The organism is Limnohabitans sp. Rim8, assembly GCF_943326455.1.
GTDB lineage: Bacteria > Pseudomonadota > Gammaproteobacteria > Burkholderiales > Burkholderiaceae_C > Limnohabitans_A.
In genome coordinates, this window is the sequence record NZ_CALPTI020000026.1 from 25,359 (window position 1) to 46,138 (window position 20,780).

Annotated in this window: 23 protein-coding genes and 1 riboswitch; of the genes, 17 read left to right on the forward strand and 6 right to left on the reverse strand. The window is 58.5% G+C overall.

Features of this window, described 5'->3' with window-relative positions; genetic code table 11:
* Nucleotides 1-6: 6 nt before the first annotated feature.
* Nucleotides 7-966: a MotA/TolQ/ExbB proton channel family protein gene (locus Q1M54_RS14445; RefSeq protein ID WP_300558600.1), complete on the reverse strand. Its 960-nt coding sequence runs from the start codon at nucleotides 964-966 to the stop codon at nucleotides 7-9.
* Nucleotides 967-1,097: 131 nt separating this feature from the next.
* Nucleotides 1,098-1,195, forward strand: a riboswitch (S-adenosyl-L-homocysteine riboswitch).
* A gap of 82 nt (nucleotides 1,196-1,277) precedes the next feature.
* Between Q1M54_RS14445 and ahcY the strand changes: the two genes are divergently transcribed.
* The 4 genes from ahcY (at nucleotide 1,278) to Q1M54_RS14465 (ending at nucleotide 5,207) form a co-directional block, all read left to right on the forward strand.
* A complete protein-coding gene (gene ahcY, locus Q1M54_RS14450; RefSeq protein ID WP_300558602.1) occupies nucleotides 1,278-2,711 on the forward strand; it encodes an adenosylhomocysteinase in 1,434 nt (477 codons plus the stop codon).
* A gap of 9 nt (nucleotides 2,712-2,720) precedes the next feature.
* Nucleotides 2,721-3,569: a TlyA family RNA methyltransferase gene (locus Q1M54_RS14455; protein ID WP_300558605.1), complete on the forward strand. Its 849-nt coding sequence runs from the start codon at nucleotides 2,721-2,723 to the stop codon at nucleotides 3,567-3,569.
* A 16-nt stretch (nucleotides 3,570-3,585) separates the two neighbouring features.
* Nucleotides 3,586-4,425, forward strand: a complete 840-nt coding sequence (gene metF, locus Q1M54_RS14460) for a methylenetetrahydrofolate reductase [NAD(P)H] (protein WP_300558607.1) — start codon at nucleotides 3,586-3,588, stop codon at nucleotides 4,423-4,425.
* Between the two features lie 185 nt (nucleotides 4,426-4,610).
* A complete protein-coding gene (locus tag Q1M54_RS14465) occupies nucleotides 4,611-5,207 on the forward strand; it encodes an OmpW family outer membrane protein (protein WP_300558610.1) in 597 nt (198 codons plus the stop codon).
* A gap of 42 nt (nucleotides 5,208-5,249) precedes the next feature.
* Here Q1M54_RS14465 and ybeY read toward each other — a convergent pair whose 3' ends face one another.
* Nucleotides 5,250-5,705, reverse strand: coding sequence for an rRNA maturation RNase YbeY (ybeY, locus tag Q1M54_RS14470; protein ID WP_300558612.1), 456 nt, complete (start codon nucleotides 5,703-5,705; stop codon nucleotides 5,250-5,252).
* A gap of 17 nt (nucleotides 5,706-5,722) precedes the next feature.
* Nucleotides 5,723-6,703, reverse strand: coding sequence for a PhoH family protein (locus Q1M54_RS14475; RefSeq protein ID WP_300558614.1), 981 nt, complete (start codon nucleotides 6,701-6,703; stop codon nucleotides 5,723-5,725).
* A 93-nt stretch (nucleotides 6,704-6,796) separates the two neighbouring features.
* On the opposite strand from Q1M54_RS14475, the gene ruvA reads away from it, so the two are divergent.
* From ruvA to htpX, 13 genes are all read left to right on the forward strand, one after another.
* Entirely contained in the window at nucleotides 6,797-7,372 is a 576-nt protein-coding gene (gene ruvA, locus Q1M54_RS14480) for a Holliday junction branch migration protein RuvA (protein ID WP_300558616.1), read from the forward strand.
* 48 nt (nucleotides 7,373-7,420) lie between these two features.
* The gene (locus Q1M54_RS14485; RefSeq protein ID WP_300558619.1) at nucleotides 7,421-7,693 is read left to right on the forward strand and encodes a hypothetical protein; all 273 of its coding nucleotides are present in this window, start codon (nucleotides 7,421-7,423) and stop codon (nucleotides 7,691-7,693) included.
* Nucleotides 7,690-8,055 (forward strand): type II toxin-antitoxin system PemK/MazF family toxin, encoded by a 366-nt coding sequence (locus tag Q1M54_RS14490; protein ID WP_300558622.1) that lies wholly within the window; start codon nucleotides 7,690-7,692, stop codon nucleotides 8,053-8,055. Before Q1M54_RS14485 ends, Q1M54_RS14490 begins: the two co-directional genes overlap by 4 nt.
* Complete coding sequence (gene ruvB, locus Q1M54_RS14495) at nucleotides 8,052-9,098, forward strand: Holliday junction branch migration DNA helicase RuvB (protein WP_019426527.1); 1,047 nt, start codon at nucleotides 8,052-8,054, stop codon at nucleotides 9,096-9,098. Before Q1M54_RS14490 ends, ruvB begins: the two co-directional genes overlap by 4 nt.
* 42 nt (nucleotides 9,099-9,140) lie before the next feature.
* Nucleotides 9,141-10,550, forward strand: coding sequence for an ATP-dependent RNA helicase DbpA (gene dbpA / locus Q1M54_RS14500; RefSeq protein WP_300558626.1), 1,410 nt, complete (start codon nucleotides 9,141-9,143; stop codon nucleotides 10,548-10,550).
* Between the two features lie 7 nt (nucleotides 10,551-10,557).
* Entirely contained in the window at nucleotides 10,558-11,502 is a 945-nt protein-coding gene (locus Q1M54_RS14505; protein WP_300558629.1) for a LysR substrate-binding domain-containing protein, read from the forward strand.
* Between the two features lie 281 nt (nucleotides 11,503-11,783).
* Entirely contained in the window at nucleotides 11,784-12,812 is a 1,029-nt protein-coding gene (locus Q1M54_RS14510) for an amino acid ABC transporter substrate-binding protein (RefSeq protein WP_300558632.1), read from the forward strand.
* A gap of 83 nt (nucleotides 12,813-12,895) precedes the next feature.
* A complete protein-coding gene (locus tag Q1M54_RS14515; protein WP_300558634.1) occupies nucleotides 12,896-14,095 on the forward strand; it encodes an ABC transporter permease subunit in 1,200 nt (399 codons plus the stop codon).
* Between the two features lies 1 nt (nucleotide 14,096).
* On the forward strand, nucleotides 14,097-15,200 hold the full coding sequence (locus Q1M54_RS14520; protein ID WP_300558637.1) for an amino acid ABC transporter permease: 1,104 nt from the start codon (nucleotides 14,097-14,099) through the stop codon (nucleotides 15,198-15,200).
* 13 nt (nucleotides 15,201-15,213) lie between these two features.
* Nucleotides 15,214-15,969 (forward strand): amino acid ABC transporter ATP-binding protein, encoded by a 756-nt coding sequence (locus tag Q1M54_RS14525; RefSeq protein WP_300558640.1) that lies wholly within the window; start codon nucleotides 15,214-15,216, stop codon nucleotides 15,967-15,969.
* Nucleotides 15,970-16,123: 154 nt separating this feature from the next.
* Nucleotides 16,124-17,161, forward strand: a complete 1,038-nt coding sequence (pyrC, locus tag Q1M54_RS14530) for a dihydroorotase (protein WP_300558643.1) — start codon at nucleotides 16,124-16,126, stop codon at nucleotides 17,159-17,161.
* Entirely contained in the window at nucleotides 17,140-17,985 is an 846-nt protein-coding gene (locus Q1M54_RS14535) for a DUF3025 domain-containing protein (RefSeq protein ID WP_366146261.1), read from the forward strand. The genes pyrC and Q1M54_RS14535 overlap by 22 nt, the downstream gene beginning before the upstream one ends.
* Nucleotides 17,986-18,055: 70 nt before the next feature.
* On the forward strand, nucleotides 18,056-18,931 hold the full coding sequence (gene htpX, locus Q1M54_RS14540; RefSeq protein ID WP_300558645.1) for a protease HtpX: 876 nt from the start codon (nucleotides 18,056-18,058) through the stop codon (nucleotides 18,929-18,931).
* Here the strand turns inward: htpX and Q1M54_RS14545 are convergent.
* The 3 genes from Q1M54_RS14545 to ttcA form a co-directional block, all read right to left on the reverse strand.
* Complete coding sequence (locus Q1M54_RS14545) at nucleotides 18,926-19,570, reverse strand: histidine phosphatase family protein (protein ID WP_300558647.1); 645 nt, start codon at nucleotides 19,568-19,570, stop codon at nucleotides 18,926-18,928. The two genes, htpX and Q1M54_RS14545, sit on opposite strands and share 6 nt — an antisense overlap.
* Before the next feature lie 11 nt (nucleotides 19,571-19,581).
* Nucleotides 19,582-20,211, reverse strand: a complete 630-nt coding sequence (locus tag Q1M54_RS14550) for a DUF4136 domain-containing protein (protein WP_300558649.1) — start codon at nucleotides 20,209-20,211, stop codon at nucleotides 19,582-19,584.
* A gap of 20 nt (nucleotides 20,212-20,231) precedes the next feature.
* On the reverse strand, nucleotides 20,232-20,780 hold a 549-nt coding region (gene ttcA, locus Q1M54_RS14555; RefSeq protein WP_300558651.1), incomplete at its 5' end, for a tRNA 2-thiocytidine(32) synthetase TtcA.

Here is a 20,780-nt window from a genome sequence, read left to right on the forward strand (position 1 = left end):
GCAGGTTCAGCGCGAGCGGGCAGCAGGAGCCCCACTGCGCAATTGCTGCAAAATTTTGTGCGACAGACTGGCTTGCATCTCTGTCGCCAGTGTGAGCCTTTCAAGCTGCTGTGCTCCGACATGGGGTGTGAACAGGCTGTCCAGGTTTTGCTGCAGTTGCTCCACTTGCTGGTAGCGACCCGTCAGCAGAGATTTTTCAAGCCAGGTGAACACCATGGCCAAGGTGATGGCCAAGGCGGAGACCAAAAATGCATGGCCTACGGTTTGTACCAATTGGCTCAACTCGCTTTGCACTTGAGCGGGGTTGGACACATCAAAGCCAATCAAGCCCGCAATCAGTCCGGTGAACGTGCCGATGATGCCGACCCCAGTCAAAATGCCCGGAATATGGGCGAAAAAATGGGTTTGGAGCGGCGAATCCACCAAGGACTGGTCGGTGAAAAAGTTTTCAGCGTGGCTGCTGGCTTGCCACTGCCCGGCACGGGCCTGTGAGGTCGATTCGAGGTGTTGCAGGGTGTCCACCGCTTGTTGGTATTCGGCCCAGAGTGCGGCCATTTCTTCATCAGCTGAGGCCAAGTGCTCCATGTCGGCAAGGTCCAATCGCCCGCCGTCAGAGCGCATGTTCATGTTCGCAAAAAAAGCGCGGGACAAATGGCTGACGCGTTGCCTGGCTGCACCCAGGGGCCCAGTGTCGGCGCTTTCCCATTGTGGTTGCAGGCTGGTGGCGTATTGCTGCCAAGCGTGACGCAACGCGGGCGTGGTCATGGCGCTTTGTTCAATGGCGTCCAAATCGATGGGTGCCCCCGGACTTTGCCCAAGCCATTGGCTCAAGTGGGTGTTGGCTTGGGCCAATTGGACTTTCAGGCGCAAAGCGGGCAAAACAAAGTGCGTGGTGCAGTGCAGTGCGATCCACACGATCACGGCGGTGACGGTCCACAGGTGCCAATAAGCTGCAAGGTGGTTCATGGGTTCTGTGATGTCGTGGGTGAGTCTTTGGGGCCAATTCAGTCTAGCAAAAGCCAAGGCCAAAGACCTGCGGCTCACCGGGGCTGCTGCCAAATGGGCTTTGTAGACCCAAGGTCTGGGCTAGAATATGCGCTTCCGAGGAGCGTTGCAGCGCCCCCTGGCTTGTCACCCAAGCCGGCAGCGGGGCGTGAGGCTCGGAACACTTCAACAGCAACGACGCTCATCCACTTGACGTGTGGTGAGCCTGTTTTTCCCAATTCAGTGCCCGTGCCCACGCCTGTGGTTCATTCACATTGCTTGGAGCTTTTCTCATGAATGCACGTATTCCTACCGCCGTCCACACCGATTGCGTGATCGCCGACATCGGCCTGGCCGATTGGGGCCGCAAAGAAATCAAAATCGCCGAGACCGAAATGCCCGGACTCATGGCCATCCGCGAAGAGTTCAACAAGGCCCAGCCTTTGAAGGGCGCGCGCATCACCGGTTCGTTGCACATGACCATCCAGACGGCCGTGCTGATTGAAACCTTGCAAGCCTTGGGTGCCGACGTGCGCTGGGCCTCTTGCAACATCTTCTCCACCCAAGACCATGCCGCCGCTGCGATTGCTGCCAAAGGCACGCCCGTGTTCGCCATCAAGGGCGAAACCCTGGCCGACTACTGGGACTACACCCACCGCATCTTTGACTTTGGCGCCGCTGGCACCGAAGGCGAAGGCCCCAACATGATCTTGGACGACGGCGGCGACGCCACCTTGCTCATGCACCTGGGCAAGCGCGCCGAAACAGACGCCTCTTTGATCGCCAACCCGACCAGCGAAGAAGAAGTCTGCTTGTTCGATGCCATCAAAGCCAAGCTGGCCGTGGACCCCACTTGGTACAGCCGCAAGGGTGCGCAGATCATCGGCGTGACCGAAGAGACCACCACCGGCGTGTTGCGCCTGAACGAAATGGCCGCCAAGGGCAGCTTGATGTTCCGCGCCATCAACGTGAACGATTCGGTGACCAAGAGCAAGTTTGACAACCTGTATGGCTGCCGCGAATCTTTGGTGGATTCCATCAAGCGCGCCACCGACGTGATGATTGCAGGCAAAGTGGCCGTGGTCGCTGGTTACGGTGATGTGGGCAAGGGCTCGGCCCAAGCCCTGCGCGCCCTGAGTGCCCAAGTCTGGGTGACCGAGATTGACCCGATCAACGCCCTGCAAGCGGCGATGGAAGGCTTCAAAGTGGTGACCATGGAATACGCTGCCGACAAGTGCGACATCTTTGTGTCCGCCACCGGCAACAAGAACGTGATCCGCTACGAGCACATGGCCGCCATGAAAGACGAGGCCATTGTGTGCAACATCGGTCACTTCGACAACGAAATCGACGTGGCTTCGCTGGAAAAGCTGCAGTGGGACGAGATCAAGCCCCAGGTCGATCACGTCATCTTCCCCGATGGCAAGAAGATCACCCTGCTGGCCAAAGGCCGCCTGGTGAACTTGGGCTGCGCCACTGGCCACCCCAGCTTCGTGATGTCGTCCTCGTTTGCCAACCAGACCATCGCCCAGATCGAGCTGTTCACCAAGCAAGACCAGTACGAAAACGGCAAGGTCTATGTGTTGCCCAAGCACCTGGACGAAAAAGTGGCGCGTTTGCACCTGAAGAAAGTGGGCGCCATGCTGACCGAACTGAGCGAAGAGCAAGCCGCCTACATCGGCGTGTCGAAAAACGGCCCTTACAAAGCCGACACGTACCGTTATTGAACACCACGCATGCGCATTGACCAACTTCTTGTCGAGCGCGGCCTGGCCGCTTCTCGCTCCCAGGCTCAGCGACTGATCGCCGGGGGCGTGCAGTGGCAGCAGCCCGACGGAATTTGGCGTGCGGTGGTGAAAAACCGCGATGAGGTGCCCGAGAGCGCTGCACTGCAGCTGCTCGACGATGCCGAGTCGCGTTATGTTTCGCGCGGTGGCCTCAAGCTCGAAGGGGCTTTGAAGGCCACGGCCGTGCAGGTGCAAGGCTTGCGCTGCCTGGATGTCGGGCAAAGCACCGGTGGTTTCACCGACTGTTTGTTGCAACACGGTGCAGCCGAAGTGGTCGGCATTGATGTGGGCCATGCCCAAGTGCATCCGCGCATCAGCCAAGACGAGCGGGTGGTGTGCATTGAGGGCGTGAACGCCCGCGATGTGGTGCCGGGTGACGAACGGGTGCCTGACGCACTCGAAGGTTTTGACCTGGTGGTGGGTGATGTGTCGTTCATCTCGCTCACGCTGGTTTTGCCGGGTGTGGTGCATTTGCTCAAGCCCACGGGCCAGTTGCTGATGCTGGTCAAACCCCAGTTTGAGTTGCAACCGGGCCAAGTGGGCAAGGGCGGCATCGTCAAAGACGAGAGCCATTACCCTTTCATTGAAAACCGTGTGCGCACCGCCTTGACCGATTTGGGCTTGCAGGTGAGTGCGTGGATGGACAGTCCCATCGAGGGCGGTGACGGCAACCGTGAATTTTTTGTGCAGGCCTGCTGGCCTGACCCTGCTGCGGTGCAGCCTGCGCGTGAAAAAACGCGTGTGGCGCATGAGGCCGATCTGGCCGCCAAGGCGTATGCCAAGGCCAACGATTATTGAATTTGAAGGTGAAGCGATGTCTGGTTTGAAGCTGCCGATCAGCCTGGAATTTTTCCCACCCAAAACCCCTGAAGGCACCGAAAAATTGCGCGGTGTGCGTGAGAAGCTGTATGCCCTCAAGCCCGAGTTTTGCTCGGTGACCTATGGTGCAGGTGGCTCTACTCAAGAGGGCACTTTTGCCACGGTGGGTGCGATCCAGGCCGAGGGTTTGAGCGCCGCTTGTCACTTCTCGTGCATTGGCGCGACCAAGGTTTCGGTGCGCGCCGAGCTGGCCACACTCAAGGCCATGGGCGTCAAACGTTTGGTGGCTTTGCGGGGCGACTTGCCCAGCGGTTATGGCGCAGGGGGTGAGTTCCACTATGCCAGCGATCTGGTGGCTTTCATCCGCGCAGAGACCGGCGACGATTTCCACATCGAGGTGGCCGCTTACCCCGAGATCCATCCTCAAGCCAAGTCGCCCGAAGCCGATTTACAGGCCTTTGCCACCAAGGTGAAAGCCGGTGCTGATTCGGCCATCACGCAATACTTCTACAACAGCGATGCGTATTTCCGTTTTGTGGACGACGCCTACAAACTGGGCGTGGATGTGCCCGTGGTGCCCGGTATCATGCCCATCACGAGTTCTTCGCAGTTGCTGCGCTTTTCAGACGCATGCGGGGCCGAGATCCCACGCTGGATCAGGTTGCGCCTGCAAGCCTATGGCGACGACGTGGCTTCGATCAAGGCCTTCGGCTTGGATGTCGTGTCTGACTTGTGCGAGCAACTGATCAATGGCGGCGTGCCCGCCATCCACTTCTACACCATGAACCAGAGTGCCCCTACGCTGGACATTGTGGAACGCCTGAACGGCCGTTGATCCCTGTCTCAGTGGCTTGACGCACAAATCACCAAAAAGCAACGCAGACCTTTGATGCACATCAAAGGGTTCTGCTGCGGCAATCCCTGCCTGAGTGCATTTGATGTGCCTCAAGTTGGCACTTCTTTGCCGATATTCCAATGGAATCGAGAGGTTTGTCTCTCGCTTACACAAGGAAATTCGACATGAATAAACAAACTGGGTGGGTAGCACTGTTGCTGGCGGGATCGGTCTCCGGCGTGATGGCTCAAAGCCTGAGCGAGAGTCCTTGGCAAATTCGTTTGCGCTCCGTGCATTTGGACAGTGTCAACAAGGACACGACTTCTTTGGGTCTGTCCATCGACAACAAGTCATTTGCAACCATCGATTTCTCGTATTTTTTCAACAAGAACATGGCCGCAGAACTGAGCTTGACCATGGACCAGAAGCAGCGGGTCTATGCCAACGGCACCGACATCGGTTCCTTCAAGCATTTGCCACCGACTTTGCTGCTGCAGTACCACTTCACAGACTTTGATGGTTTCAAGCCTTATGTGGGCGGCGGTATCGCCTACACCCACTTCAGCAGTGTGTCATTGCCCCCGGGTCTTTCTTTGGACAGCCACAATTGGGGGACGGCCTTCCAAGTGGGTGTGGATTTTCCGATCGATAAAAATTGGTCCATCAACCTGGATGTGAAAAAGGCCTACATCCGAACCGATGTGTATGCCGATGGCAGCAGCTTGGGCCGCTTGCGGGTGGACCCTTTGCTCTATGGCGTGGGCATTGGCTACCGTTATTGAGGATTTGATCCACCGGGCCATCCAGCCCGTGGGCATCCTCGCTCAAAGGTAGGGGTTCGACAACCCCAACCCGGCGAGGATGGCCACCTCGTAGGCTTCCATCTCTTGCGCGTCAGCGGTGCTGGTTTCGTGGTCCCAGCCCTGCGCGTGCAGTGTGCCGTGCACCAGCAAATGCGTGTAATGCGCTGCCAGCGTTTTGCCTTGTTCTTTGGCCTCACGCGCCACCACCGGTGCACAGAGCACCAAGTCTGCCATCACCACCGGTTCTTGCTCGTAATCAAAGGTCAGCACATTGGTGGCGTAGTCCTTTTTGCGGTAACTCTGGTTGAGTGCGCGGCCTTCTTCTTCGCCCACGATGCGCACCGTGATTTCGGCGTCATCGGCCAGCGCATGGCGAATGGCGCGGGTGACCGCGTGGCGGGGCAAGGCTGCGCGGTGGCGGGCTTGGTGTGGAAAGTCGCCAAATTGCAGAGACAGTTGGAGTTGCTGGAGGGCCATTTTTTGGGGTTGTGGTGTCAGTCGTCAGTTGGCAGGGATTTGCGGCGTGTGGTAATGCCCGCGCGCAAGGCTGCGCTGCCTTGTGCGTCATAAGCATCCACAATCCGGGCCACCAAGGGGTGGCGCACCACATCGGCGCTGCTGAAACGTGTGAAGGCAATGCCTTTGACGCGCTTCAGAACCCGTTCGGCGTCGATCAATCCAGACAGCTGTCCCTTGGGTAAATCGATCTGGCTGACATCGCCTGTGATGACGGCCTTGGCCCCAAAGCCGATGCGCGTCAAAAACATCTTCATCTGCTCGGTGCTGGTGTTCTGCGCTTCGTCCAGGATGACAAACGCGTTGTTCAGCGTGCGCCCGCGCATGAAGGCCAGTGGAGCGACTTCGATGGCGTTGCGTTCGAAGGCTTTTTGCACCTTGTCGTGACCCATCAGGTCGTACAAGGCGTCGTAGAGAGGACGCAAATACGGATCCACTTTTTGAGACAAGTCGCCCGGCAAAAAGCCCAGGCGCTCACCGGCTTCCACCGCCGGGCGCGTCAGCACAATGCGCTGCACGCTGGCGCGCTCCAGCGCGTCCACCGCGCAGGCCACGGCCAAATAGGTTTTGCCTGTGCCCGCAGGCCCGATGCCAAAGCTGATGTCATGGCTGGCGATGCTCTCCAGATAGGCCGCTTGCACCGGGGTGCGGGCCTTCAGGTCGGCGCGGCGTGTTTGCAGCGCAGGCAAGTTGGGTTCCTCGCCCCCGTTGTCGCCCAGCAGCATGAGTTGCACCATGTCTGGCGCAATCGGTCGGTCTGCGCGTTCGTAGATGGCCTGCAAAATCTCCATGGCCTGCATGGCCAACGCTTTGGGGCCGTCCACCTTGAACTGTTCGTGTCGGTGCGCGATGCTCACTTGAAGACCCGCTTCGATGGTGCGCAGGTGCGCATCCATGGGGCCGCACAGATGAGACAAACGGGTGTTGTTGTGCGGCGTGAAGGTGTGTCTGACAATCAAGTTGATAATCCTAGCTGTGCGCGGTGTATGGCCCAAATGGCCAAGGCAAAAGCGCATTCTCTCCCATCACAGGCATTTAAGGCGTCACCCTCCATGATTGGCAAACTCACCGGCATTTTGAGCGACAAAAACCCACCGGAGGTGGTGGTGGACTGCCACGGTGTGGGCTATGAGGTGAACGTGCCCATGAGCACCTTTTACAACCTGCCCGCCACGGGAGAAAAAGTCACGCTGGTCACACACTTTGTGGTGCGTGAAGACGCGCAAATCTTGTATGGCTTTGCCACCTTGAGCGAGCGTGAAGCCTTTCGTCAGCTGATCAAGATTTCCGGTGTTGGCCCCCGCACGGCCCTGAGCGTGTTGTCGGGCATGAGCGTGAGCGATTTGGCACAAGCCATCACCACCCAAGAAGTGGGGCGTTTGGTCAAAGTACCCGGCATCGGCAAAAAAACCGCCGAGCGCTTGCTGCTCGAACTCAAAGGCAAGCTGGGCGGCGACCTGGGCGGCCTGTTTGCCGTCAACACCAGCGACGCGCAAAACGACATCCAACAAGCTTTGCTGGCGCTGGGCTACAGCGACAAAGAAGCCGCTGCGACCCTCAAGAGCTTGCCCTCGGATGTGGGTGTGAGCGAGGGCATTAAGCTGGCGCTCAAGGCCTTGAACAAATAAGCATTCGGGTAGCCTTGCATTTGGATATCCGCTGGATATACTAATGTCATGAAAACCACTGCACTGACTATTTCTACCTGGGGCAACAGCCACGGCATCCGGCTCAGCCGTGAGCTGATGCAGTCGCTCGGCATCACGCCCGGCACGCCTTTGCAGGCCACGGTGGTGGCCAAAGGTTGTCTGGAGTTGCGTGCTGTCGCTCAGAGGCCTAGCCTGCAAGACAAGCTGGCCGCTTTTGACCCCCAAGTGCATGGCGGTGAGGTCATGTCCGATGCGCCGCAAGGGGTGGAGTTCGGTGCTGGCGCCGAGGGCTTCAAGTGAGCCGAGCCTTTTGGGTGCCTGAGCGGCAAGACATCATCTGGATCAACTTCAACCCGCAGGTGGGCCGCGAGATGCGCGACATACACCCGATGTTGGTGCTTTCGCCCAAAGCCTTCAACGACAGAACGTCCATCGTGATTGGCTTTCCCATGTCCACGGCAGCCTACAACGCCACCAACCCTTTTGCGATTGACAACAGCAAAACGGCCAAGCAGCCGAGTTACATCATTTGCAATCAACCCAAGAGCTTCGACTGGCGACAGCGTGGTGCCAAGCCGCATCCTTGGAAGCGCGTCAGCAATGACATCTTCCAGACTGCACGTCTTGAGCTCAACGACATCCTCGAATTGGTCACCCCATGAGCATTCGCACCGATGACTTTGCACCGCAGCCCGAACCTCGGGTGATTTCTGCCGCCCCGGTATCGCACCAGGAAGAGGCGATTGAACGCGCCCTGCGCCCCAAGCTGCTGGACGAATACGTCGGCCAGGTCAAGGTGCGCGAACAGCTGGAGATTTTCATCAGCGCGGCCAAAATGCGCGAAGAGCCGCTTGACCATGTGCTGCTGTTTGGCCCGCCCGGTCTGGGCAAGACCACACTCAGCCACATCATCGCCGCCGAGTTGGGCGTGAACTTGCGCCAGACCAGCGGTCCGGTGCTGGAAAAACCCAAAGACTTGGCAGCGCTGCTGACCAATTTGGAGCGCAACGATGTGCTCTTTATTGACGAGATCCATCGCCTGTCGCCCGTGGTCGAAGAGATTTTGTACCCGGCGCTGGAGGACTACCAGATCGACATCATGATCGGCGAAGGACCTGCGGCCCGCAGCATCAAGCTCGACCTGCAGCCATTCACCTTGGTGGGTGCGACCACCCGAGCGGGCATGCTCACCAACCCGCTGCGTGACCGCTTTGGCATCGTGTCGCGGCTCGAGTTTTACACGCCCGAGGAGCTGACCCGCATCGTGACGCGCAGCGCCGGTTTGCTCAAAGCGCCGATTGACCCGGAGGGCTCGTTTGAGATCGCCCGCCGCTCACGCGGTACGCCGCGCATCGCCAACCGCTTGCTGCGTCGGGTGCGTGACTATGCTGACGTCAAGGGCGACGGCACCATCGACAAAGGCCTGGCACAAAAAGCCTTGGTCATGCTGGATGTGGACCCTGAAGGCTTTGACCTGATGGACCGCAAACTTCTCGAAGCCGTGATTCACCGCTTTGACGGCGGGCCTGTGGGTTTGGACAACATCGCCGCCAGCATTGGCGAGGAGCGTGACACGATCGAAGACGTGATCGAGCCGTATTTGATCCAGCAAGGCTATTTGCAGCGCACCCCGCGCGGCCGAATCGCCACGCTGGCAGCGTTCCGGCATTTGGGTGTTACACCGCCGAAAAACTTTGGGCAGTGATTAACCGGTTATCGGCACTGGCTTGGCCCCGATAATCGCTCCATGACTGAAACCCCTCAAGACGCGACATCGATTGGCTTTGCCCAGTTGAAACTGGCTTCGGCCACTTTGCAAAACTTGGCGCAACTGGGCTACACCCAGATGACGCCCATTCAAGCGGCCAGCTTGCCGCTGACCTTGGCTGGGCAAGACCTGATCGCCCAAGCCAGCACTGGCAGTGGCAAAACCGCCGCATTTGGCCTGCCCCTGATCGAGCGCCTGCAAACAGCTGGCTCGCCCAGCGCCGCCATCCAAGCGGTGATCTTGTGCCCCACCCGAGAGCTGGCTGACCAGGTCACTCAAGAAATCCGTCGCCTGGCCCGTGCTCGCCAAAACGTCAAAGTCGTCACCCTGTGTGGTGGTGTGGCCCTGCGCGGCCAAACGTTGAGTCTGGAGCATGGCGCCGATGTGGTGGTGGGCACGCCCGGTCGCATTTTGGACCACTTGGAGCGCGGCTCTTTGAGCTTGGCAGGCGTCAACACGCTGGTGCTGGACGAGGCCGATCGCATGCTGGACATGGGCTTTTTTGACGACATCGCCAAAGTCGTGCGCCAGTGCGCCAAAGACCGCCAGACCTTGCTGTTTTCGGCCACCTACCCCGAAGGCATCGCCAAATTGGCCGCGCAGTTCATGCGGTCGCCGCAGACCGTGAAGGTGCAGGCGCAACACAGCGCGCACAAGATCCGTCAAATTTTTTACGAAGTGAACGAAAGCCAGCGCCTGGATGCCGTGTCCAAACTGTTGGCGCATTTCCGCCCCGAACGCACGCTGGCTTTTTGCAACACCAAGCAGCAGTGCCGCGACTTGGTGGCGGTGCTGCAGGCCCAAGGCTACAGCGCGCTGGCGCTGTTTGGCGAGTTGGAGCAGCGCGAGCGCGACCAGGTGCTGGTGCAGTTTGCCAACCGCAGTTGCTCAGTGCTGGTGGCCACCGATGTGGCTTCGCGCGGGCTGGACGTGGAAGGGCTGGAGGCGGTCATCAATGTCGATGTGACGCCCGACCCGGAAATCCATATCCACCGCATTGGTCGCACGGGCCGGGGCGATGCCGAAGGCCTGGCGCTCACGCTGGCCAGCATGGACGAGATGGGCTCGGTCGGCAAGATCGAGGTGATGCAGGGCCGCGAATCAACCTGGGCACCTTTGGCCGACCTGGTGCCTGGTGCGGGTGGACTGCTGCAGCCGCCCATGCGTACCTTGCAAATTGTGGGTGGACGCAAAGAGAAGATTCGCGCGGGTGACGTGATGGGTGCGTTGGCGGGTGAGTGCGGTTTGACGCGTGAGCAGGTGGGCAAAATCAATGTGAACGAGTTTTCGACCTATGTGGCGGTGCAAGCGGGCTTGGCCAAGAAGGTAGAAGCCCAGTTGTCACATGGCAAGATCAAAGGCAAGAGTGTGAAAGTGCGTTTGCTCTGAGGCGTTTATGGAAACCAAGTGGTTGGAAGATTTTGTGAGCTTGGCTGAAACCCGCAGTTTCAGCCGTTCGGCGCAGCTGCGCCATGTCACACAACCCGCGTTCTCACGCCGCATCCAGTCGCTCGAAGCTTGGGCGGGAGCTAACTTGGTGGACCGAAGTTCTTACCCCACCCAACTCACGCCAGCGGGCGTGACCCTGTACGCGCAGGCGTTGGAAATGCTGCAGGCGCTGCAAAACACCAGGGCCATGCTGCGTGGCCACAATGCCGTGGGTCAAGATTTCATCCAGTTTGCTGTGCCCCACACCTTGGCTTTCACTTTTTTCCCGGCTTGGATGGCGGCTTTGCGAGAAAGCTTTGGTCCGATCAAAAGCCGATTGAGCGCGCTCCATGTGCACGATGCGGCCATGCGCATGGCCGAAGGCGGGTGCGATGTGCTGATCGCATACCACCACCCGTCGCTGCCTTTGCAGATTGACCCGGAGCGTTATGACATGGTCGTGCTGGGGCACGAGGTCTTGGCGCCTTACGCCCCCTCTCGCCCGGATGGGCGCGCGCTGTTCAGCTTGCCAGGTCTCGCTGCCAAGCCACTGCCTTATTTGGGTTATGCGCCAGGCGCTTATTTGGGTGAGATCACTGACTGGATCTTGAAGCAGGCCGGAACGCCGGTGCATTTAGAGCGGGTCTACGAGACCGACATGGCCGAGGGCTTGAAGGTGATGGCGATGGAAGGGCATGGCGTGGCATTTTTGCCCCGCAGTGCGGTGAAGAAAGAAGTCCATGCGGGTGCCTTGGTCGAGCTGGCGCTGCCTGAAGGACAATCTTTGGCGCTCAACATGGAGGTGCGGGCTTACCGGGAAAAACCGCTCTCAAAACCTTCAGCACCAAGCCCAGCGTACTTGCTTTGGCAGCATTTGACTCAAAGCACTGGCCCCATTCATTCTTCTCGTTGAGTGTTCATCTTTTGTTAATGTTTGCTGTTCGACTCTCAGGGAAAACCTGAGAAAAAAAGACCTCACAACAGGCTATATTCACTCCCTTGACTGGACAGGCACGCTTTGTGCAAAAGACCGGTGTGGAGGAGAGGGTGATGCGCCATCTTGGTGCAAATCCTGCTGAAACCCTTGTTCATCAAAAGACCTAGGGAACTTACCTAGGCAATCCATGTCCGGATTTGTCATTTAATCTGAGTGTGGCGTTTTGCTGCTCAATCGTTATGAAGAGGATTCAACCTATGAAGAAATATGCACACACCGTGATCGGTACCGTACTGGCTACGGCCGGTTTGTTGGCAGGCACATCTGCGATGGCCGGCAAAACTCTGGACCAAATCAAGCAGCGTGGTCAGATTGTTTGCGGGGTGAACACAGGCTTGGCAGGTTTTTCGGCCGCTGACTCCAGCGGCAACTGGTCGGGTCTCGATGTGGACCATTGCCGCGCAGTGGCTGCTGCCGTTTTGAGCGACGCCACCAAAGTCAAATACGTGCCCCTGACCGCCCAACAGCGCTTTACGGCCTTGCAGTCTGGCGAGATCGACGTGTTGGCCCGCAACAGCACCAGCACGCTCAGCCGTGACGCCTCTTTGGGTCTGCACTTTGCTGGCGTGAACTACTATGACGGCCAAGGCTTCATGGTTCCCAAAGGCAAAATCACCAGCGCCAAGCAACTCAAAGGCGCTACGGTCTGCGTGCAATCTGGCACCACCACCGAGAAAAACCTGACCGATTACTCACGCACCTACAAACTCAACCTGAAGCCTGTGGTGTTTGAAAAAGTCGAAGCCGCGACTGGCGCTTACTTCGCGGGCCGTTGCCAGGCTTACACCACCGACACTTCCGGCTTGGCCTCTGTGCGTGCCAAGGAAGCCAAGGACCCAGCAGCCCACGTGATCTTGCCCGACCTGGTCTCCAAAGAGCCCTTGGGCCCGATGGTTCGCCGTGGTGACGACGAGTGGTTGGCCATCAACAAGTGGGTCTTGGCTGGTCTGATCGAAGCCGAAGAGTACGGCATCACCCAAGCCAATGCTGACCAGATGAAGACCAGCGACAACCCACAAGTGGGCCGTTTGTTGGGCGTGACCGAAGACTTGGGCAAGCATTTGGGTCTGGACAAAGAGTGGCTCTACCGTGCGATCAAAGTTACCGGCAACTACGGTGAAATTTTTGAGCGCAATGTCGGCCCCAAGACTTCCATCAACCTGCCACGCGGCATGAACCGTCAATGGAATCAGGGCGGCTTGCTGTATTCGGCACCGCTGCGTTGATGTCCTGCCTTTTTTGAAGGCTTTGAATACGCCCCTTCTTGGGGCGTATTTTTTGCCAATCCGTTTTTAATCAGGCAGCTAGCATGTCCCATTTTTCAATGATCGAGGCCAGACCCTCACCCGATAAGAAAAACCGGTCGATTTCGTGGAAAAGCCGCGAAGGGCGATCGGTGATCTATCAGATCGTGGCGATCTTGTCGGCTTTTGCGCTGGTGGCGTTGTTGGTGCGCAATACCCTTGCCAACATGCGTTTGCGAGGTATCCAAAGTGGCTACGACTTTTTATTCCAACCGTTTGGCTTTGACATCAGCGAGACGGTGATCGAGTACGCACACAACAGTTCGTACTTTGTGGCGTTTGCCATTGGCATGCTCAACACCTTGAAGGTGGCCATCATCGGCATCGCCTTGGCCACCGTGCTGGGGGTCTTGATTGGTGTGGGCCGTTTCTCGACCAACTTTTTGGTCAAGAAAATTTGTTATGCCTTTGTGGAGTTTTTCCGCAACGTGCCGGTCTATTTGCAGTTGCTGATCTGGTATTTGGTGTTCGCTGAAGCCTTACCGGACCTGGAAAACGCCTGGAATGCCGGTCATTTTTACCTGAGCAAAAACGGTATTTCTTTCCCTTGGCCTGTCTGGCAGTTGGGACAAACACTGGCCTTGGTGGGGGCGGGTTTGGGCCTGGTGTTTGGGCTGTATTACCGGCGCTTGGCGCGCGCGCACTTTGACCGAACAGGTCAGCCGCGTCCCGTTTTGTGGGTAGCTCTGGCCGCTACCCTGGGCTTGTCTGTGTTGGGCTGGCTGGCAGGGGGTGCCCCTTCGGAGTGGGATTTGCCCAAGGTGGGTGATTTCCAAATCGAAGATGGTGGCGCCTTCAGCCCCGAGTTCATGGCCTTGTTGTTTGGCTTGGTGTTTTACACAGCCGCCTTCATTGCCGAGGTGGTTCGTTCGGGCATCGCTTCGGTGTCGCTGGGTCAGCATGAGGCCGCAGCCTCTTTGGGCTTGACCAAAAACCAGTCCATGCGCTTGGTGGTGTTGCCGCAGGCTTTGCGGGTGATCATTCCGCCGCTCACCAGCCAGTACCTGAACCTGACCAAAAACTCGTCTTTGGCCGTGGCGATCGGCTACCCCGAACTGGTGTCGATTGCCAACACCACGCTCAACCAGACCGGCCGCGCCATTGAAGCGCTGTCGATTGTGATGTTGGTGTACCTGACCCTTTCTCTCATCACCTCGGCGCTCATGAACTGGTTCAACGCCAGTGCCGCCATCCAGGAGCGCTGACATGACCACTGTTTTCAAATCCTCTGATGCGCGACCCATGCCAGGGCGCAGCGCAGGTCTGGTGGCCTGGTTTCGGGCCAACTTGTTTTCCAGCGTTGGCAACAGCCTGTTGTCGGTGCTGTTGTTGGCCGTGTGCCTGTGGGTCTTGTTCTCATCGATGGACTGGGCCGTGGTGCAAGCGGTTTTCGGTGCCAATTTGCAGGCGTGTAACGACGTGCGCGGCGTTGGCGCCTGCTGGGGCGTGATCACCGAAAAAGGCCGTTTGATCGTGATGGGTCGTTATCCGGAGGCCGAGCACTGGCGTCCTGTGATCGCCACAGCCTTGATGCTCGGCGTGGTCGTGATCAGCTGCATGCCGCGCTTCTGGAACAAGGCGCTGCCACTGATTTGGGCACTCATGCTGGTGGTTTATTTCATTCTCATGAAGGGCGGCTGGATGGGCCTGACCGAGGTGGACACCGACCAGTGGGGCGGCTTTCCGCTCACGGTCATGCTCACGGTGATCTCCATGACGCTGGCGTTCCCGCTGGCCATCTTTGTGGCGCTGGGCCGTCGCTCCAACATGCCCGCCATCAAGGCTTTGTGCACCCTGTATGTCGAGTTGATCCGCGGCGTGCCGCTGATCACTGTGCTGTTCATGGCCTCGTTCATGCTGCCCTTGTTCATGCCCGAGGGCGTGAAAATCGACGTGCTGGTGCGCGTGGTAGTGGGTATCACGCTGTTTTCTGCGGCCTACATGGCGGAGGTGATTCGTGGTGGCCTTCAGGCCTTGCCAAAGGGTCAAACCGAAGCTGCAGCCACTTTGGGTCTGACTTATTGGCAGACCCAGCGCATGATTGTTTTACCGCAAGCCTTGGCCACCGTGGTCCCCTCCATCATGAACACCTTCATTGGCTTGTTCAAAGACACCTCGTTGGTCACCATTGTGTCGCTCTATGAGCTGACCGGTGCGTTGGGCTTGGCGCTGAACTCGGACGCCGACTGGCGCCCCTTCAAGATCGAAGCCTACCTCTTCATCACCTTCATTTATTTCGCGTTCTGCTTTGCCATGTCGCGCTACAGCCTGTGGATCGAAGAACGCACGGCCGTGAGCAAAGTCCGCTGAACGAAAGACACCTATGACCTCTAACGCGAACCCTATCATTGAATTCAAAGGCGTGAACAAGTGGTACGCCAGCAATGGCTACCACGTACTGCGCGACGTGAACCTGCAATTTGCCAAAGGCGAAAAGGTTGTGATCTGTGGCCCGTCGGGCTCGGGCAAATCCACCTTGATCCGCTGCATCAACGCTCTCGAGGAGTACCAGGAAGGCACGCTGACCGTAGATGGCACCTTGCTGGGTGACGATCTCAAGGGCATTGACAAAGTACGCCGTGAAGTCGGCATGGTGTTCCAGCAGTTCAACCTGTTTCCCCACCTGACGGTGATGGAGAACCTGATCTTGTCACCCACCTGGGTGGCCAAGATGCCGCGCAAGGAAGCCATCGACAAAGCCATGGTGCAGCTGGAGCGTGTGCGGATTTCTGAGCATGCGAACAAATACCCCCTGCAGTTGTCCGGCGGCCAGCAACAGCGCGTGGCGATTGCCCGTGCGCTGTGTTTGACGCCCAAGATCATGCTCTTCGATGAGCCCACCTCGGCGCTCGACCCCGAGATGATCAAGGAAGTGTTGGATGTGATGATCGAGCTGACCAGCCAGGGCATGACCATGTTGTGTGTGACGCATGAAATGGGCTTCGCCAAGGCGGTGGCCGATCGCGTCATCTTCATGGACCAGGGTCAGGTGGTCGAACAAGCCCCGCCTCAGCAATTCTTTGATGCGCCACAAACCGACCGGGCACAAGACTTTTTGTCCAAGATCCTCGGGCATTGAGAGTATTCCACCGCAAACGTTCGCACCAGTGTTGGGGTCACGGGTTGGGGCGATTTGGCGAGCTTGCGAGTATGAGCCCCGGCCTGTGACCCCAACTCTGGTTCCAATCAGTGAACCCCAATGACCTGCCTGTAGGTTTGCGACAATACGCCCCATGACCCAAGAACTCACCCTTATCCGTCCCGACGACTGGCACCTGCATGTGCGCGATGGTGCCGCCCTGAACGTGGTGGTGCCGCACACCGCTGCGCAATTTGCCCGCGCCATCATCATGCCCAACCTCAAGCCGCCCGTGACCACGGCCGAGCAAGCGATGGCCTACAAGCAGCGCATCTTGGACGCCGTGCCTCCGGGTATGGCCTTTGAGCCGCTGATGACGCTGTACCTCATAGACAACTTGGACCCGGCAGAGATCGCCCGTGCCAAAGCCGCAGGCGTGGTTGCTTGCAAGCTGTATCCGGCGGGTGCCACCACCAACAGCGACGCGGGTGTGACGGATTTGCGCAAGATTTACCCTGTGCTCGAAGCCATGCAACGCGAAGGCGTGTTGCTCTTGGTGCATGGCGAAGTGACCACGTCCGACATCGACCTGTTTGACCGCGAAGCGGTGTTCATTGAGCGGCACTTGATGCCTTTGCGCCGGGATTTCCCCGCATTGAAGATCGTGATGGAACACATCACCACCTCGGAGGCTGTGCAGTACGTGTCTGCAGCTGACAGCAACTTGGCGGCGACCATCACGGTGCACCATTTGTTGTACAACCGCAATGCGATTTTCACGGGGGGCATTCGCCCGCATTACTACTGCCTGCCTGTGCTCAAGCGCGAGACGCACCGCCAGGCGCTGGTGCAGGCGGCCATCTCGGGTGACCCGCGCTTCTTCTTGGGCACCGACAGTGCGCCCCATCCGGCCCACTTGAAAGAGCACGCCACGGGCTGCGCCGGTTGTTACACCGCGCACGCGGCCATCGAGATGTACGCCGAAGCATTTGACCAGGCTGGTGCATTGGACAAGCTGGAGGGCTTTGCCAGCTTCTTTGGGGCCGATTTTTACGGCTTGCCGCGCAACACCGACCGCATCGCCTTGCGCCGTGAAAACTGGACGCCGCCCGAGAGTTACGCGTTTGGTGAGGCCGAACTCAAGCCCCTGCGCGCCGGTGAGAGCCTGCCGTGGCGTCTGCTGAGCGCCTGAACCCCAACCGTTCAGCGAGCCGCTGCGCAGCTGCTTCGGCGCTGCGCGTGGGTGACATCAATTGGTGCGCCCCTTGGCTGGCTGACTGGCGCGCTGTGGGCGAACCCATGGCCCGACAAGTGGCGTGGGGTTGCCCTCAGCACCAGGCGTTGAATGCAGCCCAATGTGCGCCCGTGCGTTTTGTGCCCCAAGACGACCTGCCTGAAGGCCAAGCCTACGAGGACTTTATCTTTGCCACGCGCCAAGTGCCTACCCGCGAAGGCTTGCACGACTTTTTCAACGCCTTGTGCTGGATGCATTTCCCTTTGGCCAAAAAGCGCCTGAACCAGTTGCAAGCCCAAGAAATCGCCCGTGCTGGTGTGGGTCAGGTGCGCGGCAAGGTGCGCGATGCGGCGACCGTGTTCGATGAAAATGCTTTGCTGGTCCAGCCGTCTGACGCTTTGTGGGAGGCGCTGACCGATCACCGATGGGCTGACGCCTTGCTGGGATTGAGAAGTGAGTGGGCGCACACACGCGTGTGGGCCTTTGGCCATGCAGCTTTAGAGAAAGCCGTGCAGCCCTACAAGTCGATCACAGTGCACATGTGGCGTGTGCCGCAGGGTGTGCCGCCACAAGACATCGATGCTTGGCTGGCGCAAGACTTGACCGAGACCAAGCTGTCGCAAAAACCCTTCAGCCCTTTGCCGATGCTGGGCTTGCCCGGTTGGTGGCCCGACAACAAAAACCCTTCTTTTTACGCCGACCCCACCGTTTTCAGGCCCAAACGGCGCTCAACCCCCAACGAAAAACCACACGCCGATCAGGATTACGAAGCACTGTCTTGAATTTGTATTTTGAGACCCTAATATTCAATCCCACGTGCCCGCGTCTTTCGGGCTGAAAGTGAAACTCAATATGAAACGCATTTTTCTTTTTGTCATGACCAACCTGGCTGTGGTGGTCGTGCTGGGCATTGTGGCCAACCTGCTGGGCGTCAACCGGTTCTTGACGGCCAATGGTCTGAACTTGGGCGCACTGCTCGGTTTTGCCCTGATCATGGGCTTTGGCGGCGCCATCATCTCCTTGTTGATCAGCAAGCCTATGGCCAAGTGGACCTCGGGCGTCAAAGTCATTACCCAGCCCGCCAATGCCGACGAAGCCTGGATTTTGAACACGGTGCGCAAGTTCGCCGACCAATCTGGTATCGGCATGCCCGAAGTGGGGATCTTTGAGGGAGACCCCAATGCGTTTGCCACCGGCGCTTTCCGCGATTCCGCCTTGGTGGCTGTGTCCACAGGCTTGCTGCAAAACATGACGCACGAGGAAATTGAAGCGGTGATTGCACACGAAGTGGCGCACATTGCCAATGGTGACATGGTCACCATGACCCTGATCCAGGGCGTCATGAATACCTTTGTGGTGTTCATCTCGCGCGTGGTTGGTTATGCGGTGGACAGCTTTTTGCGCAAAGGCGACAGCGAAAACACGGGCCCCGGCATGGGTTACTACATCACCACCATCGTGATGGACATTTTGTTGGGCTTTGTGGCCGCCATCATCGTGGCCTGGTTCAGCCGTCAGCGTGAGTTCCGCGCCGATGCCAGCGCTGCGCAGTTGATGGGGCGCAAGCAGCCCATGATCAACGCCTTGGCCCGTTTGGGGGGGGTGCACACCGCCGAGTTGCCCAAGACCATGGCCGCCATGGGCATTGCGGGTGGCATTGGTCAGTTGTTCAGCACGCACCCGCCGATTGAAGAGCGCATCGCCGCGCTGCAAAACAGCGCCTTATAAAGACGTCTCGTCTTTGGCCAATGCGTCCAGGTGGGATGTGTCTCCCCATCCCACCAAGGACAGGCCTTCAGGTGTCCATAACAAGCGGTTGACTGCGGTGTTGGTGAGCGACCAAGTGCGCGGGGCCTGATGGTCCAGGCGGGTGGCCGCGCGATACAAGATGTCGAGCACACCGCCATGGGCCACCAACACAATTTGTTGCCCTTTATGTTGAGCTGCCAACTCGTTCACGCTGTTCATGATGCGCTGATGCAAAACCAGCAGTGATTCGCCGCCACCAGGTGGCGTCCACTCGGGTGTGCGTTTGCGCCATTGCACAGCGTGCTCAGGCCACTCTGCTTCTACTTCTGCAAACGTCCGCCCTTGGAACACGCCAAAATGCCGTTCGCGCAAACCCACATGCGTACGCACAGTCTGTCCCATGGCATTGGCCAGGGCTTGTGCTGTGGCGTGCGCCCGTGACAAGTCACTGGCATAAATGGCATCCACCATTTCACGACCAGTCAATGCGCGTGCCAAGCGATCGGCCTGCAGCAGCCCTGTCTCGTTGAGTGGAATGTCCAAGTGACCTTGGAGGCGTGTGTCTACGTTCCAAGCGGTTTCTCCGTGGCGAATCGCCAGAATGCGGGTGACGTCCATAGGGGATGCGCTCAGCGCGGCAATTCAATGTTGACCCGCCGCAAGCCCGATGGCGGGTTGGGGAAATTGGCCAGTGCGGCTTGAAAAAGTGTGGCAAAAATCGGCACGCTGTCGCTCCATGGCCCAGAGTGGCTCGCCCGCGTTTCGTAGACCACTTGGCCAGATTTGAGGTCACGCAGGATCAAACTGACTTCTCGTCGGTAATGGGTGGGTGGCGGAAAGCGCATGCCCATGCCCACGCCAATGTGCGATCCAAATCCACCGCCAAAGCCCGAACCCACGGCGATGCTGCCATAAGGTGCCCAACCTGGGGCGAGCGGTCGGCCCCAAGGGTCGGCTAAATAGCGGTTGCCAACGAAGCCCACCAACACACTCAATTGGGCCCCCGCATCGTCGCGCACCAAGCCTACGGCGGTCATGGCGGCTTGGGCTTGTTGTTCGGCCAAGCCCGCTTCCGGGTTGCTGGCTTGAGAGGGGAGGCGCTCAAAACGGTAGGTAGCACCTTGCAGGTTCATGCCCGCTGGAACGGCTGGCACCGAAATCACATCGCTGTCGATCAGGCGCATCGAAGCACAGCCCGACAGCAGACCCAGGGCCGCTGCGGCCAAGGCCAACAAAAAACGCCGAACGATCGTGTTCATGAAGATGCTCTCTTGGTGGTTCACATTGAAATGACCTGGATGCCAGGCAAGGAGGATTCCTTGAACTCTTCCTCGTCAAAAGCCTTATCGCCGTCGTCTGATTCGATGCCTGTGATTTTCAGGTCCTTGAAGCCGTGCAATTTGGCGTCCATCAGATGCGAGGGCACCACATTTTGCAAAGCCGAGAACATGTTTTCAATCCGTCCAGGGTGCTTCTTTTGCCACTCGCGCAGCATGTTGCCCACCTGCAGACGTTGCAAATTTTCTTGGCTGCCACACAGGGTGCACGGGATGATAGGGAACTGTCGGTGCGCTGCCCAACGTATCAGGTCGGACTCGGCCACATAGGCCAGTGGGCGGATCACCATGAACTCGCCGTTGTCGCTGACCAGCTTGGGTGGCATGCCCTTGAGCTTGCCACCAAAGAACATGTTCAAAAAGAAGGTCTGCAACATGTCGTCGCGGTGGTGGCCGAGCGCCAGCTTGTTGCACTTCAACTCGCGCGCCACGCGGTACAAAATGCCCCGGCGCAGGCGCGAGCACAGGCTGCACATGGTCTTGCCTTCGGG